The following is a 16,317-nucleotide window of genomic DNA, read 5'->3' as shown; positions in this document are numbered from 1 at the left end:
GAATCACATCCCAACTTGATGGGGTTAAGAGGAAGGCTCCGCAGCCTGCGAAGCCTCACGCTCTGCGACGAGGGCGTTGCACGTGGCTTCCAGCTCCGTGTACTCCTGGACAGCGATGTCCAGCTCGGCTTCTAGGCCGTCGATGTACTCGTTGAGCCGGTTGTTGACCTTCTGGAAGTGGGCGTTGGTTCGGTTGGCCATCTCAACTTCCAGGCGGAGCAGCCGGATTTGCTTTGTCTTCTTTCCGAGCATCAGTAGGCCCCCTCCAGGATCGAGGGGAACTCGGGCTCGGGAGTGTCAGGGCCAATGCGCCGTTCGACGGTCATGTTGTTGTGGTCGTAGACCCAGAGGGGGATTTCGTCCCAGCTATCGAACACTGGCAGCTCCTTTACGGCGCGACGCGCCCATGCTTGGCGAACATCTCGTGAGTGACGGGCATGAGGCGTTTGAACTCCGCCTCCATCTGGTCGGCCACCATCTGAATCTCGACCTGGGGGAAGCTCTTGTACTTGGCGTCGTCGCTCTTGGCGCGGAGCGAGAGGAAGTGCATCAGCGACCGCGGGTTGCAGGTGACGTAGAAGGTGCTGAAGGTGCCGACCGGCAGTACGGAGCGGGCGATTTCGCGGGCGATGCCCTCGGCGAGCATGTGCTGGTACTGCTCCCAGGCGACTGCGTAGGCGGTGCGCATGGCCTCGTCGGTGGTCCACCACTGGCCGAAGGTGCCCAGCTTGAAGTCGTAGGCGCCGGCCTTGCCGAACTGGACCAGGGGCCGCTTGTCGGAGGGGACGTAGAAGACGGGCTCCAGTTCCTTGTAGCGGCCTGACTCCTCGTTGTAGGACATCCCGGCTCGGTGCCGCATGAACTCGCGGACGACGAAGATGGGGGCGCTGATGCGGAAGGTGAAGGTGCCGTGCTCGAACGGGCTGCCGTGCCGGTCACGCATCAGGAAGCCGATGAGGCCCCGGTTCCTCTTGTCGTCGTAGTCCTGGACCTGGTTGCCGATGGTGCTGACGCGAGCTGCCATGCAGATCATCTCGTCCGTGGCGAGCTGCTGTACCAGCTCCACGTCCATGCTGCTCTTGAACTTCACGATTGCCTTTCAGGGGACTAGGGGCCGGGTCGGTTTACCCGACCCCTAATGTCACATCACAACCTTGGGAGCAAGCGAACGGCTAGTTCTTCAGTTCAAACTTGCCGGACTTCTTGTCAAGGAAGGCGGGGGCGCACTTATCCTCACCCTTACGCTCGTCGGCGTTGCAGAAGTACGCCTCCCAGCCGTTCTTGGCGACATGAGTCCGACCGTGCTCGCAGTCGGTCACGCCCCGATGCTCGCCACCTCCGGAGTTCTGGACCTTGCCCCCGGAGAAGCTGTTCTTGCCCGAGGGCTTGGCCTTGGTCCCCTTGCCCTTGAAATTCAGCTCGGAGTTGAAGGACTGGATCTTGGCCATGCGCTTCATGAGAGACGCGAGGGCGCCGGCCTCCTCGTCGAGCATGGCGTCCATGTCGGAAACGGTGGCTGCGCGAAGAACGAGGAGTGAGGCGTCGTAACCCTCACCACCCTTGAAGCTCAGCGTTACGCCTTCCTGAGTGTGGGTGGTGGGATTAGTCATGGGCGACTCCTTGTGGTTATCGACGGTGTTCTCGTTCTCGACGTTCAGCTCGTCCCAGGGGGAGCTTCCGAAGGGATTTTCACTCATGAATGAATCCTCTCAGAGAGAGTGTCACATCTCAACTTGATATGCTGTGAAATGAATCTCAGATTGGGCAGGCGCCGGAAGCGCAAACCTCGTCGTATCCGGTATCCGATGCTGCTTCACCGACGATGGCGACTTCATCGAGATATCGTTCCTTTGAGATCCGCTCGTAGGGGGTTTGGGGTCGGCTCATCTCCGGGAAGATGGTCGTCCCCTTCAGCACTGGCATGAAGCCGAGCATGATCCGGCTGACGTCGGTCTGGTCGTACGTCTCGGGATCGACGGAGGCCGTGTAGGAAACCGCCTGGTCCGCCCACAGCTCCTGGTACAGCTGCTGGACCGCAAGCATCTGTACGAGGTCCAGCTCCCCAGCGTGCTCGAAGGCGTCGCCCAGCTCGGGGTGCTCCACGAGGAGCGGGTCAATGGTCGGGATCTCGACCACGGACGTGTTGGCGCCGTAGACGCACGGCTCCACCTTGTAGCCCCGCTTCCGATAGTCCTCGACCTGCGCGGCCTCGGAGGGTTCGATGTCGGAGAAACGGATGCGCCGCAGGAAGTACGCCGCGAACGGTGCGTGGATGCCTTCGCCGCTGACGGATGCCAGCTTGCTCGTGGTGCCGGTCGGGGCGATGACGCGCTTCTTGATCGGGACGGGGATGCGCAACGTGTTGGCGTACTCGGCTGCGGCCTGATCCACGGTCTGAGCCATGAACTTCAGGTCCGAGCGAACCCGCGGATTGTAGGGAGCATTGCTGTACTTGACGCCCTGCTTGAACAGGTAGTCGGCAAAGCCCAGATGGCCGACACCGATACGCCTGTACTTGCTGATCGCCTCCTGCGACTTGGCGTCCGCGACCTTCGCGAACGTGGCCCGGATCAGGTAGCGGGTCGCGTAGCGGTGGGCATCGTAGAGGCCCTGGACGTCCGCCCGGCCTCCCTTGATGAACTGGCCCAGGTTGACCGACCCGAGGTTGCAGGGCTCCCAGGGGGTGATCGTGGCCTCTCCGCAAGGATTGGTCGTGTAGACCCCATCGACTTCACCGACTGCGGTCAGGGAGCTGTTCCAGAAGCCGGGCTCCCCGTTCTTCAGGGCTCCCTCGGCAAGGGTCTCCATGACCTTGACCGCGTGCTCCTGGCCGTCCTCGACGGCCGTCAGGAAGGCGTCGTCCACCTCCACGCTGATGTTGGTGGTCCACATGGCGAGCTGATCGCCCTTGGCCTTCAGGAACTCCCAGACGAGCTGATCGTTCCACGCCATGATGCTCATGCGCGCCGAGCGTCGAACTCCCCCTGCAACGATGGCCATTGCTATCTGGTGGTCGATGGCCATGGCGTCCATGCCGTTGAGGGGCCAGCCAGCGGCGTCAGTGAGGATCTTGCCGACCTCGACCATCATCCGTGCGAACGGTTCAGGCCCCGAGGCCGTACCGCCGAAGGACCGGAGCGGGACGCCCTTTCCTCGGACGCGGGACACGTCGTAGACGCGGTTCTCGTGCTTGGTGTCCGGGCAGTGGGCCGTGTCGATCAGATCGCCCAGGGCGGCAGCCCAGCCCTCCCGCGAGTCCTCCACGCTGTAGGCGCCGGCCCACTCGTAGTCGTACTCGGTGCTGATCATCCCGGCCTCGACCAGATCCAGGTAGTCAGGGTGCGCCGGGTCGCAGACGATGTGGACGTGAACCCGGTTCTCGATCACGGGGAACCAGCTGAAGTACCGGCTGCTGTAGTTGGCGCCGACGCCGCCGCCCTCGGCCAGGCGGAGGAGCGTGAAGCGGAAGTGCTCGGCGGGGTCGCTGCTGTCCCAGCCACTCGCCCAGCAATTGTTCAGCGCGAAGTCATTGACCCCGCTGCTCTTGAGATGGCGGCCGGCGGGGAGGAATCGGAAGCTCTCGATCAGCTCCACGAGGGCTTCTCGCTCGCCCTTCTCGATGTAGCGATCGGGCACCAGGGCGAGGTTCCCGTCCACGACACGGCGAACGGTTTCCGGCCAGGATTCCATCTCGCCGTTGGACTTCTTACGCGAGTAGGTTCGCTTGAAGATGGTTTCTGCGGTCTCGGTCTTGAACAAGGGTATTCCTTATCGGGTGGTGTTGGTCTGGTTGAAGGCTTCCTTCACCATGTGGTTCAGGTGAGGGAGGTCTCGGCGGTCGAGATTCACCTCGAAGGACTCCTGCGCGGTGTGAACCCCGAGGTAGATCTTCGAGAGGGTTCCGGTGTCGTAGACGACCTCGATCTGAACGTCATCTCGCTTGTAGACCTTGCGAGTTTCGATCATGCGTGAACTGCCTTCCTGCGGATGCTGCGGTTCATCTCGTACGAGAGGGCGATGACTCCGCGCTGGCACGCCTTCTTGTCGGCCTCGCTGCCGATCGGGAGACCGAAGACGTAGTGGGACATGAGCAGTCGCTGATACCGGTCGCTGAGCTTCTTGAGGCCGGCCTCGGCCTCCATGCGCGCTGTGTGCAAGTTGTCGGTGATCTCGCAGTGGTTCAGCATGTCCTTCTTGCCGATCATGTTGGCGAACTCGTCCGTGGTGTAGATCAGGAGCTTGAGGGCGTTCCTGGCCTCGTCCGCGGTGTAGAAATATTCGCCGTCCATGAGGTCTCGATAGACCCGCTCACGGGCCGCGTAGCGCTGGCCGACCGTGTAGAAGATCTTGCGCATCATGCGCTCGTTGTCGGCCACGGGAGCGATGTTCTTCCGCTCTCGAAGCGCGTGCTCCAACATGGCCTGCTTCACGTCGTCGGCCTCAACGATGTGCCACCGCTCGGCAACGACGTACGCGACTTTGCCCGCCAGGTCGGCAAGGTGCTCCCAGTCGATCTGGTTGTCCTGCAAGGCTCCCCCTACTTGATGGTGGTGAGTTCGGACGCGTCGAGACGCTTGTTGCCCCGGCTCCACCTCCCGCAGCTCTCGCAGCGGTAGCGCTGGTAGACCGTCACTGACGTGTACGCCCGGCCTTCCTTCTTCAGGTCCTCAGAGCCGCAGTTGGGGCACTGGTGCCCGTCGCCCTCGCCGTCGTAGAGCCTGTGGTTGGGGTGGGTAGGAATCCACGGCAACAGGTAGTCGTAGAGGTCTTCAGTGACCCGTACGTCCTGGCAGTTGTACTTCCGCATGAGCCGCCACGCCTTCTCGTCGCCCGAGAGGCAGTCCACCCAGAGCTGGTGGCCGGTGTGCGCGGTCTTCTTGCCGATCCCGAGCTTCTGCACCACGTAGTCGAGCTTGTTGCTCGGGAAACGGAACTGCTTCCTGACGACCTTCAGGAGATCCACCTGAGCGAACGGGGCCGGAGGAGCGAGGCCGGCCTCCAGGAACTCTCGGTTGAGGTGCGGTATGTCGAAACGCTGACCGTTGAAGTGGACCACCGCGTCTGCTTCTTCGAGCAGATCATGTGCGGCCTGGATCATCTCCGCCTTGCCGTGCTCGTGGCCGCTGTAGAACATGACGTTCTTCGAGTCGTACCACTTGGCTGCGAAGCAGATGACCTCACCAGATTCGAGGAGCTGGCTCATGCCCACGTTCTGATTCCAAAGGCCCCATACGTGCGCGAGATTCGGAGAGGTCTCCAGGTCAATGGTCAGAATATTCACGCGGTCTCCACTCGGATGTTGGCGATGTATTTCTCGGCGTACCAGATGAGCTTCTTCAGATCCTCGGAGCCGCCGTCCTGATGCTTGTGCTGGCAGCGCAGGAGATACTTGGTCATGTTTCCGAGGAGGTATCCCTGAAAGCCTTCGTGGCTCATGGATGCCTGGATGATGTCGATGACCTCGTACTTGCCCTGGGTGTAATGCGCTGGGGAGTTGATGTTGTCAGGCTTCTCGTATCCCACTCGGGGCTCCGCGGTGATCTCGTAGGCGGGGAATGCGACGGTGTGACTGTCCTGGAACTTCAGGTCGTAGAAGTCCACGCCGTCTTGATGGCTGGGGTAGAACGCTTCGACGGTGGCCGGGTGCTGCTGCACGTAGACCGTCTGTCCGATCTGGTAACTCATTCCAATCCGCACTTCTCTCGGAGGGCCTTGGGGCCGTTTTCGACTACAAACTTGTTCGTGTCCGACTTCTTGCCGAACTCGATGGGGACGACGTTGGGGAGGCGATCGGCCAGCATGTGTACGAACTTCTCGCCGGGCTCATCGCCGTCGGTGAAGGCGAAGACGACCTCGTATCCGAGGAAGGCCGGGTCGAAGTGGTCTCGCCAGCTGGAGACTCCGGGGACGCCCACGGTGGGGATGTCGGCCAGCTCGCCGCTTGCAGCATCGAACTCGCCTTCGCTGATCCCTATGTACCGGGAGGGCTTGATAAGCGCCCGCGTGTTGTAGAGGAGCGGCTTGCTGCCAGGAAGGCTCTGGTACTTGCCGTGGCCTTCGTGCAACTCTTCGTCCCGCCAGGAGCCATCCGGGTGTTTGAGGCAGGTCCAGTTGACGCACCTGAACCGGATGGTGGCGACGGCGAATTCGCCACCGGCCGGCCTGATGTACGGGATGGCCAGGCGCCCGAGGTGCTTCTCATGCCCCGTAGCGGGGGCCGCGACGTACCCGAACCCCAGCGAGGTCGCGAGACTGCCCAAACCGCGGTAGTTGATGTACTGCTCGGCGGGGCTTCCCTGGTAGCTCCTGCTGTAGCTCTGGGCTATCTCCACCATGGAAGCGGCCTGCGGCGAAGTCTTGAGCAGCACGGAACCCGATTCCTTCCTTTCGCATGATCACGTCGTAGCTGTCTTCGCTGATGTCGCAGGCGAAGCAGTGCCAACGGTTCTTGAATGAACTAACCGACGCTGACGGGTTCTCTTCTGGGTGCTCAGGGCAGTGGATCTTGTGCCAGCCGTCCCTCTCCTTCAGATCAACCTCGGGGTAGTAGTGCCGGAAGACGTCAGCGATGTCCGGCTTCCACATGTCACATCCCAACCCTTACGGCGCCCTCAGGGCGGATCTGGTCGATGGCGTCGGCTTCCTGCTTCACCATCTGGGCAAGGGTCTCGATGGGCATGACCTGACGGAGTACTCCCTTGCGGCACTTGTAGACGACCGTGGCCTCCTCGTGCATCCCGAGTGTGGCCTCGGCCTCCAGCAGTCGCGCGAGCTTGTTCAGTCCGGTCTTGCGAGTGAGGGTGACGTGGAGCAGGCCGCCGCCGTACGAGATCACTTCTTGCCGTCCTCTCGGTGGTACCGCTTGCCTATGAAGCGGATTGCAGGGGGGTCTTCTAGGTAGTCAGCCGCATTACGGAGAATCACTGGGGAATCCCTCGCGCCGCGGGCTATCAGTTGTGAATTGCAGCGCCGGCACAGGAGTCCACGAACCACTCCACTCTTGTGGCAGTGGTCGACGCTTAGCCTCTGCTGCCTCGTTTGGCGGCAGATGGCGCACTTGCCGCCCTGGAGTCGGAACATTTCGGCATACTCCCCCGGGCCAAGTCCGTATGTCGCCTGCACCCTGGTCTCGTGTGCGCTCGCGCTGCGGGTCTTTTTACGACACGAGGAGCACACCTTGCCACGCGCGGAGGTGAAGAACTTCTCCGCTCGATTCCTTTCGCACCTCTGGCACTTTCGGAATCCTTTCCTTGGGGGACTCATGCCCTCCGCTCTCCTGAATCCAGTATGTCACATCCCAACTTCAGGGCCAAATGAAGAGGTTGTGAGTCAGAACACCTCTTCATCCAGGTCGGTTATCTGGAGGTTGGACGTATTGACCTCGAACGAGGCATACGTTTCCCCGGAGGGGTCGGTGAAGCCTTCACGGTTCTTGACCGGCGAGATATGCAGGGTCCTGCCCTGCATTCCGTCCACCTCGGCGTGGATAGTGAGGACGACGGAGGGGACGCGCCCGATCTTGCCCTTCACGCCGTCGAGCGGGATGGGCTTGATACCGGAGCTGTACTCGCCCACGACGTGATGCATGGCCATGACGTGTGCGCGGGTCTCGCGGGCCATCTCGTTGAAGTAGTCGCACAACCCCTCCAGCCCGAAGGTGTACTCCTCGGCGTTCGAGGAGCCTCCCCCGTCCACATTGGTGATGTTGTCGATGACGACCAAGTGGGGGTAGCAGCCGAACACCTCGCGGTAGCACTCAAGGTGCACCTCGATATCCCTTGGCGTCGGCCTGGCGCTGTAGTTGAACCGCAGCCACCACCGCTTACTCAGGGCCTCCTCGTACTTGGCAAACGAGCCGTCGTCCGCCACAAGAGCCTGCTTGACCTCACGGGCGTTCTCACCTGTGATCATGGCCGTAGCCCTGGAGAGCTGCGTGGCAGCCGTGCTGTCGGCGCTGAAGTACAGCGTGGGGACGTTGGACCAGGTAGCCAGGAAGAGGGCAGTGAGGCTCTTGCCCGTGCCACCTCCGGCGCACACCACAGAGAAGTCCCCGCGCCTGAACTCGACCTCCAGCTTCTTGAGCCCCTTGTACGGGGACGGGATGGGTTCGCCGGCCGCCCCTCGGACGAGGACGGACTGATTGAGGCTGAACAACGGTTCTCCTTCCTACTGAATGTCACATCTCAACTTCGAGAGCGAAAAGAACAGCCATGGGACACATCGCAAAATCGACATCCGAAGCCCGGCTTCGCCGGGAAGGCTCCGGACTTCACGCCCTGGTCCATGGCGACGATGCGCTCGGTGATCTCGTCCTGGTCGGCGTCGGCCATCTTGACGGGCCGGGAGAGCCGGTGGTCCTTGGCGAGGTACCAGTCCCCGTTGGTCACCTGCTCGTCGGGGTAGAGCTGGTTCAGGGCCAGACCGTAGACCCAGAGCTGGAACTTTGACTTGGTGGAGCCGGTCTTGAGGTCCCGAACCCGCAGGGTCTCGTCCTTGTTCAAGACAACCTGGTCGATATAGCCGCGGACCTTGACGCTCTCGAAGTCGGCCTTGAAGTACATCTCGACGGCGGGCACGCCGTCGTGGTTCCAGAGCACGGGGGCCTGGTCCTGCACGTACTCGACGTAGCGGCGCGTCTGCTCGGTTCCTTTGGCGAAGCGCTCCTCCAGGTCGTCAGCAGCCGTGCCGCGATTGGCCCTCATCCACTGGTCAATGTCGTTGAGCTTGCCCAGGTCACGGTTGATGCCCTTGCTGTACTCGTCCTGGAAGACGTTGACGGCTTGGTCGACCGTCATCTCCCGGCCGGACTTCTCGAAGTGCTCGGCGGCCACATGGAAGGCCGTGCCGTGGGTACTCCACGCGGCCGGCCTCGGCTCGACCCGCTCGACACGCTTTAGCCACGCCTTGTACGGACACTCCTCGAACTCTGTGATCTGGCTGACGGAGCGGGGCATCTCTGCCCACCGCTCGTAGTTGGCCTCGACGGTCATACATACTCCTCGAAAATCTCGAACTGGATGAAGCAGGTGGAGCCCTTCATCTGCGGGTGCGGCCAGTCGCACTCTTCGCGAAGGATGATCTCGGCGTCCCCGAGACAGCAGCCGATGCGCGCTTCAAGTTCCATCAGCATCTTCCGTTCAGGTTCTGCCATGTTGTCCGCAATGGTGACGCAGGTGACGCTCCCAAGACCATGAGCTGTCATGGCCACAACTCCGGAAGCTGCGGTGTATACACGACTATTGCACGTAGTGTCTACCGTCGATATCGCCTTCAGGATCTCGCCCGCGCGGTCGCTGGTCTTGAGGTTCTTGAAGGTTTGAAACACTCTCTGACGGCCTTTCTTTTGTCGGGCCTATGCGACCCAAGCCACTCTAAAGCAACTCTAAAACCACTCTAGGGCACCTGCGACAGTTTGTATCACATCCCAACTGTGGCGCTCACCACGGCCCCCTTCCCCCATCCACCCCCTCACCCGCCGCAGCACGTACCCCGCATATCCGACGACGAGATGACAGGCATGCACACGACATATTCACGCCTCGTCAAACGATCCAGAAGGGGCAATCTGCTGGTCAAGGGCAGGTATAGCAGGACAAGGGCGGCACTTTCTCACCGGTAAGCAGTCACCGGTAACTTTTTACCGGTGATCACCGATGTGTGACCTTAATCCCACATTCACTGGGATATGCCGTTGCAACCAACAGTTCGGGTGATCAGTCTGCATATGGTGGGAGCTACGCGTAAGCAAACATGGAAGGCACATCGGGTGAACGAGCAAGCCCATCGGTACGAGGTGTCCGATCTCATCGCAGCGTCGAACCTGACGAGGTACCTGAAGTCATGGCGTGCGGCTCGCGGACAGGAGCTGGGGCTGAACGGACCGCTGCCGCAGTCCAAGGTCCAACAGGCCAGCGGGAAGAGCGACAAGTGGTATCGCACGTTCGAGGCCGGCCTGCCCGTGAAGTACGACGCCGATGTGCTCCAGCGAATCGCAGACTGCCTGGGCCTCGGTCCCGCAGAACGGATGACTCTGTTCTTGATGACGATGGGCGTCCCCAGCCCCGTCGGCGTCACGTCCCATCGAGACGACCCCAAGTTGCGGCCCATCTCCTGGGTACTCAACCACCAGGGCGAGCGACCCGCATACGTATCCGACGAGGATTGGAACATCGTCGCGTTCAACAAGGCGTGGGGGAACTGGGCCCCGTGGGTATACGAGCCTGACGCCAACCTGATGCGCTGGGCGTTCCTCCACCCCGACGCCCGGAAGGAATTGGTGAGCTGGGAGTCGCACTGCCGGGTCTATCTCGGCATGATTCGCATGGACATCGCCCGCCGAGGGGCAGACACAACCATCGCGCGTATCCTCCTCGCTGCCCTGGAAGATCCGATCATCCGCGCGTTCTGGGAAGAGGAGACCACGGTAGTTTCCAACCGGGACGGACATCATTTCCGAGCCCGGCTCCCATACTTCAACTACGAGCCGATCGACGCGATCAGTCAGGTGTTCACACCAGCCAGCCTCCCCAGCCTGCGACTCGTACTCCTCACATGGCCGGATGACATGGATGGGTTCAAGACCCCGGGAAACACCGAGGAGCAGCAGTGACCCGTTACATACACTCGTGCCCTCTGCGGTGGGCCGACATGGATGCCAACGGCCACGTGAACAATGCCGTCTATGCCGTCTACCTGGAGGACGTCCGATTCCGGATGTTCTCCGAACTCATCCCGGATGATCCCTCTGAACGGCTCGCCTCGAACTTCGTCGTGCACGAGCAGACACTCAGGTTTGTCCGACCTCTGGTGTACCGAAGCGAGCCAGCGACCATAGAAGCGTGGGTAGAAAACGTGAGGGGCGCGTCGATCACGCTCTGCTGCGAGATCAAGGATGGCGAGGACGTATATGTAGCGTCCCGTTCCGTGATCGCCGCGTTCGATTCCAACACTGGCCGGGTCCGCCGCTTCTCAGAGCACGAGCGAAACGTCTTGACGTCCTACGCGACCTGACAACACCAACGAGGCCCTCACGGTGTCACCGTGGGGGCCTCGTCGCACCCTGTGGGAAGTGCGTGGGGACTAACCTTCATCGAGGGTGATGGCATGAAGGATCTTCCCCTCCGGCAGGTCTTTGCCGACAGGCCAACGGAAGATGAGAGCGCCGTCCCGCTCCTCCCTGTCCTCCAGAATGAAGCCGTCCTTGCTGTGGGAGTCGTAGTCGATGACCTGGTCGTCACGGAGCAGCCGTGCGCGTAGGCGCTTGGCAGCCAAGCGGTGACTGTCCTTGGCTGTCTCATCCCCCATGGCCACACGCAGGTACGCCATGACGGACTTGCCCAGGTACGAGTTGTGGTGGCTGCCAGCCGCCTCGGTGCGCTTGATGGTCCAGGGGATGGCCTTCTCGATCACTTCCCTGGAGACGGCCTGGGTGTAGTACCCGCCCAAGGTCAGGGCCTTGTTCACGGCCTGGCCGCTCACGTTGTACCGGGCGCCGATCTGGTCATCCGTGAGGCCTTGCTCCTTCAGGCGGACCAGCGCATTGAGGTCTGGAAGAACCTTCTGCACCCGACTCGCTCCCCTTTGTTTGCTCCACTCAACTAACTTGGCCACCCGTGACCCTAACATCGGACATCGCCGAGGGCCTATCGGAAGGTTCGGATCACATCCCAAAGTGAGACACACCTCACACGCTACTCACCCGTAGAGTCTAGCGCAAGAGACCTGTGTCACATCTCTACTTATACTTGTCCCCTGACTACCCCAGAGACACCGACATTTATAGTGAGAAGAAGAAAGAGAGAAGAAGTTAGTTAGTTAGTAGTTCTTTAAAGAACAGGTCAGGCCAGACCTACTCTTTGAAAGGTTCCTTCTTGTCAGACCTCCCGTTGAGTTCTTCCGGTAGAGGTCCAGGAAGGCATTGGCCCCGGCTGCCAGATCAGAAACCAGCCGGGGCCACTCATTCGACCGGCCAAGGCTGATCCCCTTCGGCCGGCCAAGGTCGGGTAGCTCCCGGCTGGAATCGCGGTGTAGGAGCGCACTCCTCCCTGTCCGGGAGGCAGGTCAGGGTTCGAGTCCCTGTCGATTCACCGATCCCGATGCAGCAGCGCATCACACACAGACACCAGAACCGGATGGTCCGGACTCATCGGGATTTCAACTTCATAGGGGGTGAGCCCATGCCTCGTGCCAAGAGCGTCTGCTACGTCAGCGGCTGCACCAGGATCACGGTCCGCTCAGGGCGGTGCGAGGAGCACGCTCCCCCCGCCCGTAAGGGCTGGGACAGGAAGTCCGCCCGGAACAACTCCCGTCCTGGGAACTGGACTTCGCGTAGGGCCAGAGTTCTCGCCCGCGACCGGTTCACCTGCCAGAAGTGCGGCACCAGGGAGAACCTCCAGGTCGATCACATTGTCCCCGTGAGCCGTGGCGGCTCCTGGGACCTCGACAACCTCTGGGTGCTCTGTGGCAAGTGCCACGCGCTCAAGACCTACTACGACGACCGTCGCTCCTGGTGAGCGACGGTTGGTTCATTCATGGAGTGATGATGCGATGACCACCGGCGCCTTCGACTCCTGGGCCGACGACTGCGACCACGAGCAAGCCCGTCTTCGAGCCCAGCGCCCGTCGAAGGCCGCGCTCAAGCGCGAGTGGCACCGCTCCGCGGTGGTCGAGCTGGAGGAGCTTGGCGAGCTGTACGGAGTCTCCCCCGAGGTCCTGAAGGGGGCTCGCTGATGGCAACTCGACGCGGGCCGGCGCCGAACTCGAACGCGGTTCGGCGCAACAAGGATCACGCCCTGGGTGAGAAGAAGCTCTCCGGTCAGTCCGGGGAGGGCAGGGAGCTGCCGAAGGCTCTGGGGATCTCGACTGCCGGGGCCAAGCGCTTCTGGAAGACGTGGTCATCCGCTCCTCAGACCGAGGACTGGATGGAGACCGACTGGGCCGAGCTGGAGATCGTCACCAAGCTCGTGGATGCCTTCTACCTAGGCGACATGAAGTACGCCGGGGAGATCCGTCAGCGGGTCGGCAAGTGGGGCGCCACCACAGAGGATCGCGCCCGCTTGCGCATGTCCTTCGACAAGTCGGTTGAAATCGAGAGGGCCCAGGACGGGCCCAAGAAGCTCACGGATGAAGACATGGACAAGGAGCTGTTCAAGCTGCTTTCAGAGGGTTAGAGGTGATGTGCCGTGGCTCAAACGGGCAACCTGCCCAAGGGAGTTCCGGCACCGAACGAAACCCTCGGGTACCAGATCATCAGGTGGGCGCAGAAGTACATTGTCCAGCCTGATGGCGATTCCGCGGGCGAGCCGTGGAAGTTCACGCCGGAGCAGTTGAAGTTCGTTCTCTGGTTCTATGCCATCAACCCGGATGGGACTTGGAAGTACGCGGCCGGCACTCTTCGCCGAGCAAAGGGCTGGGGCAAGACGCCGCTTCTCGCCGCGTTGGCGATCGTGGAGTTCATCGGGCCCTGTCGCTTCTCCCACTGGGATGAGGACGGGATGCCGGTGGCGAAGCGCGTACCGCTTCCGGTAGTTCAGCTCGGCGCTACCGCGCTCGACCAGACGCAGCAGACCCTCGACATGATTCGAGGGATGTTGTCGGAGTCTGCGGCCGAGAAGGAGTACGGCCTTGAGATCTCCAAGTCCATGGTCCAGTTCAAGTCTGGCAAGCCGGGAAGCATCTCTCCGAAGGCCACGGCGGGCCGAACAAATGAAGGAAACCGGCCATCGTTTTGCGTGATGGACGAGGTACATCACTGGGTGGGAAGCACGGGAGGCCCGGACTTCTACCAAACCTTGAAGCGCAACATTGAAAAGACAACTAAGGCCGGTTCAAGGTGGGTTACGACCACCAACGCCTTCAATCCCAACGAAGATTCCGTAGCGCAGATCATCTTCGAATCCGACATGGTCTCACAGGGCTTCTGGCTCTACGACTGCCTTGAGGGCTCGATCGCTGTCGAGGACATCCGAGACGAGGAGAAGGTCAGGGCCGCGCTCATCGAGGCGTACGGCGACGCCCACTGGGCGGACATCGACGGTCTCACGAAGACCATCCTGTACGACCGCACCACTCCGGACAGCACGTACTGTCGGTTCTTCTTCAACCAGATCGCTGAGTCCAGCGACGGGTGGATGAACAAGGCCGAGTGGGATGCCTGCGAGTCCATCAACGACATCAAGCCTGGCGAGCAGATAGCCATTGGCTTCGATGGAAGCGTCCGAGGAGACGGCACAGCCTTGGTCGGCATCAGGCTTCACGACGCGAAGCTGTTCACCCTCGGACAGTGGATTCGACCCGAACACGCCAAGGACGACTGGGAAGTTGATGTGCTCTCCGTGGAGGCCGCGGTGAAGCGCGCTTTCGAGACCTATCGGGTGGAGTGGATGTACGCAGATCCTCCGTGGTGGCAAGAGAACATCGGCCGCTGGGCGGTCGAGTGGGGCGACGACTACGTATTCGAGTACTGGACCAACAAGCCCACGCGGATGGTTCAGGCCGTGGAGCGTTTCCGCACGGCCGTGATGGTCGGAGACCTCTCTCACGTCGGTGAGACCGAGCTGACTCGCCATGTCCTTCAGGCGGTTGTTCGGGAAGTTCCTCAAGGCGATCTCATCACTAAGGACTCGCCGCGATCCAAACGAAAGATTGACCTCGCGGTGGCTGCCGTACTTGCACTTGAAGCACGCGCTGACGCGATTGCGGATGGACGTCTCCAGATCAAACGGAGGCGAGTAGTCGGTTTCTGAGCCCCGCTCGAAAGGGGACCAGATGGCTACTGCCGCGCTCGACACTCCTGGCAATGAAGGGGTCATGTCCCCGCCATCTACACCGCAGATGTGGATGGACTATCTTGCCTCGAAGCTCGCTTCCCGCTCCGGCAACTACAAGCGCTTTGGCGAGTATTACGACGGCAAGCACCAGAAAATGCTGTTCGCTCAGTCCAAGTACCGGACCGAGTTCGCTCATATCTTTGAGCGCTGGAACGACAACTTCTGCGGCCTGATCATCGACTCCGTTAATGAGCGCATGTTCATCGACGGCTTCCGCCTGTCGGAGGAGCCGACCGAGGACACGATCGCTCGTGAGATCTGGCAGCGGAACCGGCTCGACTCAGAGTCCAACGCAGCGCACCTGGACGCGATGATCCAGGGTGCGGCCTACGCGGTGGTGTGGGCTGACGATGAGGGCAAGGCCGTCATCTCCATCGAGTCCGCGGAACACATGGTCGTCCAGTACAAGCCGGGCTCGCGCCACGAGATCGAGGCTGCGTCCAAGTACTACGTGGACGACTGGGGACGGCAGTTCTGCACCCTGTGGTGGGGCGACAAGGTCTACACCGGGGACTGGAAGATCGGGGGCTACTCGATCGACCGGACGGAGCCGAACCCTCTGGGCCGGCCTCCAGTGGTGCCGATCCAGAACCGAGCCCGCCTGGTGGGCGAGCCGATGTCGGATCTGGCGACGGTCATCCCGATCCAGGACGCGATCAACAAGACCGTCGCTGACTCGCTCGTGGCGTCGGAGTACGCGGCCTGGCCCCAGCGGTACGTGACGGGTCTGGAGATCCAGGAGGACGAGAACGGCAATCCCATCGAGCCGTTCAAGGTGGCTGTAGACAAGCTCCTCCAGGCCGAGGACCCGGCCGCCTCGTTCGGCCAGTTCGCCGCTGCTGACCTGAGCAACTACGTGGATCTCGTAGACATGCTCGTTCAGCACATGGCGAGCATCAGCCGCATTCCCTTCCACTACATGCTCAAGGGCGGCCAGCCGCCGAGCGGTGACGCGATCACCTCTGCGGAAGCAGGTCTGGTCTCCAAGACCAAGGAGCGGATGCTGCACTTCGGTGAGGCGTGGGAGGAAGTCATCCGCCTGGCCGTCGAGGTCGAGAAGGGCGGCAAGCAGGAGGAGTACGCGGCTGCGGAGGTCATCTGGCGTGACCCGGAGAACCGCACCGAGGCCCAGCACATCGACTCTTTGCTGAAGCTCCAGCAGCTCAACGTCCCGAAGCAGCAGCTCTGGCAGGACGCGGGCTACACGCCGTCGCAGATCGCTCGATTTGACCAGCTCCTTGAGGAGGAGGCCCGCACCGAAATGGAGCGTGCCGACAAGTACCAGACTCAGGAGCAGAAGCAGCAGATGGCGATAGCCCAGCAGGGTGCCGACGACAAGTCGGCCATGTCTGAGGCGAAGCTCAAGAAGGAAGCCCAGAAGCCCCCGCAGGGCAACTCGGGCAACGCGAACCGGAGCCGGTTCGAGAAGTAGTCCCGCAATGGGGCTTTTTATTTTCCCCCGAAGTTGGCATGTGACACTTCGGCCGAT

The 16,317-nt window shown here is 61.6% G+C and carries 23 protein-coding genes and 1 pseudogene; 7 read left to right on the top strand and 17 right to left on the bottom strand.

All coding sequences use genetic code 11. The features are described 5' to 3' along the window. Nucleotides 1-24 precede the first annotated feature (24 nt). From AV521_RS00830 to AV521_RS48530, 16 genes and pseudogenes are all read right to left on the bottom strand, one after another. The gene (locus AV521_RS00830) at nt 25-252 is read right to left on the bottom strand and encodes a hypothetical protein (RefSeq protein ID WP_076082227.1); all 228 of its coding nucleotides are present in this window, start codon (nt 250-252) and stop codon (nt 25-27) included. After that, a complete protein-coding gene (locus tag AV521_RS50290) occupies nt 252-377 on the bottom strand; it encodes a hypothetical protein (RefSeq protein ID WP_256725375.1) in 126 nt (41 codons plus the stop codon). Before AV521_RS50290 ends, AV521_RS00830 begins: the two co-directional genes overlap by 1 nt. A gap of 11 nt (nt 378-388) precedes the next feature. After that, on the bottom strand, nt 389-1,072 hold the full coding sequence (thyX, locus tag AV521_RS00825; protein WP_079249105.1) for an FAD-dependent thymidylate synthase: 684 nt from the start codon (nt 1,070-1,072) through the stop codon (nt 389-391). 100 nt (nt 1,073-1,172) lie between these two features. Further along, nucleotides 1,173-1,697, bottom strand: coding sequence for a hypothetical protein (locus tag AV521_RS00820; protein WP_076082225.1), 525 nt, complete (start codon nt 1,695-1,697; stop codon nt 1,173-1,175). 58 nt (nt 1,698-1,755) lie between these two features. Further along, on the bottom strand, nt 1,756-3,759 hold the full coding sequence (gene nrdJ, locus AV521_RS00815; RefSeq protein ID WP_256725374.1) for a ribonucleoside-triphosphate reductase, adenosylcobalamin-dependent: 2,004 nt from the start codon (nt 3,757-3,759) through the stop codon (nt 1,756-1,758). Between the two features lie 9 nt (nt 3,760-3,768). Further along, on the bottom strand, nt 3,769-3,966 hold the full coding sequence (locus AV521_RS00810) for a hypothetical protein (protein WP_076082223.1): 198 nt from the start codon (nt 3,964-3,966) through the stop codon (nt 3,769-3,771). Beyond that, nucleotides 3,963-4,529, bottom strand: a complete 567-nt coding sequence (locus tag AV521_RS00805) for a hypothetical protein (RefSeq protein WP_079249056.1) — start codon at nt 4,527-4,529, stop codon at nt 3,963-3,965. The genes AV521_RS00810 and AV521_RS00805 overlap by 4 nt, the downstream gene beginning before the upstream one ends. Nucleotides 4,530-4,537: 8 nt before the next feature. After that, on the bottom strand, nt 4,538-5,203 hold the full coding sequence (locus AV521_RS00800; RefSeq protein ID WP_079249055.1) for a ribonuclease H-like domain-containing protein: 666 nt from the start codon (nt 5,201-5,203) through the stop codon (nt 4,538-4,540). A gap of 74 nt (nt 5,204-5,277) precedes the next feature. Next, nucleotides 5,278-5,685 (bottom strand): DUF3310 domain-containing protein, encoded by a 408-nt coding sequence (locus tag AV521_RS46270; RefSeq protein WP_079249054.1) that lies wholly within the window; start codon nt 5,683-5,685, stop codon nt 5,278-5,280. After that, entirely contained in the window at nt 5,682-6,368 is a 687-nt protein-coding gene (locus AV521_RS50285; protein ID WP_256725373.1) for a toprim domain-containing protein, read from the bottom strand. Before AV521_RS50285 ends, AV521_RS46270 begins: the two co-directional genes overlap by 4 nt. 31 nt (nt 6,369-6,399) lie before the next feature. Next, a pseudogene (locus tag AV521_RS52495) lies at nt 6,400-6,585 on the bottom strand (CHC2 zinc finger domain-containing protein); the annotation flags it as partial. A gap of 1 nt (nt 6,586) precedes the next feature. Further along, entirely contained in the window at nt 6,587-6,835 is a 249-nt protein-coding gene (locus AV521_RS00780; RefSeq protein ID WP_076082218.1) for a hypothetical protein, read from the bottom strand. Continuing rightward, the gene (locus AV521_RS00775) at nt 6,832-7,263 is read right to left on the bottom strand and encodes an endonuclease VII domain-containing protein (protein ID WP_218639322.1); all 432 of its coding nucleotides are present in this window, start codon (nt 7,261-7,263) and stop codon (nt 6,832-6,834) included. Before AV521_RS00775 ends, AV521_RS00780 begins: the two co-directional genes overlap by 4 nt. A 66-nt stretch (nt 7,264-7,329) precedes the next feature. Next, nucleotides 7,330-8,154, bottom strand: a complete 825-nt coding sequence (locus AV521_RS00770; RefSeq protein ID WP_076082214.1) for an AAA family ATPase — start codon at nt 8,152-8,154, stop codon at nt 7,330-7,332. A gap of 29 nt (nt 8,155-8,183) precedes the next feature. Then, the gene (locus AV521_RS00765) at nt 8,184-8,990 is read right to left on the bottom strand and encodes a PD-(D/E)XK nuclease family protein (RefSeq protein ID WP_256725372.1); all 807 of its coding nucleotides are present in this window, start codon (nt 8,988-8,990) and stop codon (nt 8,184-8,186) included. Then, nucleotides 8,987-9,325, bottom strand: coding sequence for a hypothetical protein (locus AV521_RS48530; RefSeq protein ID WP_143658559.1), 339 nt, complete (start codon nt 9,323-9,325; stop codon nt 8,987-8,989). Before AV521_RS48530 ends, AV521_RS00765 begins: the two co-directional genes overlap by 4 nt. Nucleotides 9,326-9,766: 441 nt before the next feature. Here AV521_RS48530 and AV521_RS00760 point away from each other — a divergent pair, with 441 nt between their 5' ends. Together AV521_RS00760 and AV521_RS00755 are read left to right on the top strand one after the other, a co-directional pair. Further along, nucleotides 9,767-10,609, top strand: coding sequence for a helix-turn-helix transcriptional regulator (locus tag AV521_RS00760; RefSeq protein ID WP_076082212.1), 843 nt, complete (start codon nt 9,767-9,769; stop codon nt 10,607-10,609). Beyond that, complete coding sequence (locus tag AV521_RS00755; RefSeq protein ID WP_076082210.1) at nt 10,606-11,010, top strand: thioesterase family protein; 405 nt, start codon at nt 10,606-10,608, stop codon at nt 11,008-11,010. Before AV521_RS00760 ends, AV521_RS00755 begins: the two co-directional genes overlap by 4 nt. A gap of 69 nt (nt 11,011-11,079) precedes the next feature. Here the strand turns inward: AV521_RS00755 and AV521_RS00750 are convergent, their stop codons facing one another. Continuing rightward, nucleotides 11,080-11,565, bottom strand: a complete 486-nt coding sequence (locus tag AV521_RS00750; RefSeq protein ID WP_076082208.1) for a hypothetical protein — start codon at nt 11,563-11,565, stop codon at nt 11,080-11,082. A 611-nt stretch (nt 11,566-12,176) separates the two neighbouring features. On the opposite strand from AV521_RS00750, the gene AV521_RS00745 reads away from it, so the two are divergent. Genes AV521_RS00745 through AV521_RS00725 form a run of 5 tightly spaced genes read left to right on the top strand, consistent with a single transcriptional unit; the run spans nt 12,177 to nt 16,260 of the window. After that, nucleotides 12,177-12,512: an HNH endonuclease gene (locus AV521_RS00745; protein WP_076083354.1), complete on the top strand. Its 336-nt coding sequence runs from the start codon at nt 12,177-12,179 to the stop codon at nt 12,510-12,512. 34 nt (nt 12,513-12,546) lie between these two features. Next, nucleotides 12,547-12,729 carry a hypothetical protein gene (locus AV521_RS00740; RefSeq protein ID WP_076082206.1) on the top strand — a complete coding sequence of 61 codons (183 nt, stop codon included), beginning with the start codon at nt 12,547-12,549 and terminating at the stop codon, nt 12,727-12,729. Then, nucleotides 12,729-13,169: a hypothetical protein gene (locus tag AV521_RS00735; protein WP_076082204.1), complete on the top strand. Its 441-nt coding sequence runs from the start codon at nt 12,729-12,731 to the stop codon at nt 13,167-13,169. The genes AV521_RS00740 and AV521_RS00735 overlap by 1 nt, the downstream gene beginning before the upstream one ends. Nucleotides 13,170-13,181: 12 nt before the next feature. Next, nucleotides 13,182-14,744 carry a terminase large subunit gene (locus AV521_RS00730; protein WP_256725371.1) on the top strand — a complete coding sequence of 521 codons (1,563 nt, stop codon included), beginning with the start codon at nt 13,182-13,184 and terminating at the stop codon, nt 14,742-14,744. Nucleotides 14,745-14,766: 22 nt separating this feature from the next. Continuing rightward, entirely contained in the window at nt 14,767-16,260 is a 1,494-nt protein-coding gene (locus AV521_RS00725) for a phage portal protein (protein ID WP_256725370.1), read from the top strand. The last annotated feature ends 57 nt before the right edge of the window (nt 16,261-16,317 follow it).

The organism is Streptomyces sp. IMTB 2501, from assembly GCF_001953885.1.
GTDB lineage: Bacteria > Actinomycetota > Actinomycetes > Streptomycetales > Streptomycetaceae > Streptomyces.
Note: the sequence above shows the minus strand (reverse complement) of the source record. Positions and strands in the feature narration are given on the sequence as shown.

Bases quoted from the DNA above. Each gene is read 5' to 3' on its own strand.
- AV521_RS00735 (WP_076082204.1), top strand. From the start codon at position 12,729: ATGGCAACTCGACGCGGGCCGGCGCCGAACTCGAACGCGGTTCGGCGC.
- AV521_RS00725 (WP_256725370.1), top strand. From the start codon at position 14,767: ATGGCTACTGCCGCGCTCGACACTCCTGGCAATGAAGGGGTCATGTCC.
- AV521_RS46270 (WP_079249054.1), bottom strand. From the start codon at position 5,685: ATGAGTTACCAGATCGGACAGACGGTCTACGTGCAGCAGCACCCGGCC.
- AV521_RS00740 (WP_076082206.1), top strand. From the start codon at position 12,547: ATGACCACCGGCGCCTTCGACTCCTGGGCCGACGACTGCGACCACGAG.
- AV521_RS00830 (WP_076082227.1), bottom strand. From the start codon at position 252: ATGCTCGGAAAGAAGACAAAGCAAATCCGGCTGCTCCGCCTGGAAGTT.
- AV521_RS00820 (WP_076082225.1), bottom strand. From the start codon at position 1,697: ATGAGTGAAAATCCCTTCGGAAGCTCCCCCTGGGACGAGCTGAACGTC.
- AV521_RS00810 (WP_076082223.1), bottom strand. From the start codon at position 3,966: ATGATCGAAACTCGCAAGGTCTACAAGCGAGATGACGTTCAGATCGAG.
- AV521_RS00765 (WP_256725372.1), bottom strand. From the start codon at position 8,990: ATGACCGTCGAGGCCAACTACGAGCGGTGGGCAGAGATGCCCCGCTCC.
- AV521_RS00745 (WP_076083354.1), top strand. From the start codon at position 12,177: ATGCCTCGTGCCAAGAGCGTCTGCTACGTCAGCGGCTGCACCAGGATC.
- AV521_RS00800 (WP_079249055.1), bottom strand. From the start codon at position 5,203: ATGAGCCAGCTCCTCGAATCTGGTGAGGTCATCTGCTTCGCAGCCAAG.
- AV521_RS00775 (WP_218639322.1), bottom strand. From the start codon at position 7,263: ATGAGTCCCCCAAGGAAAGGATTCCGAAAGTGCCAGAGGTGCGAAAGG.
- thyX (WP_079249105.1), bottom strand. From the start codon at position 1,072: ATGGACGTGGAGCTGGTACAGCAGCTCGCCACGGACGAGATGATCTGC.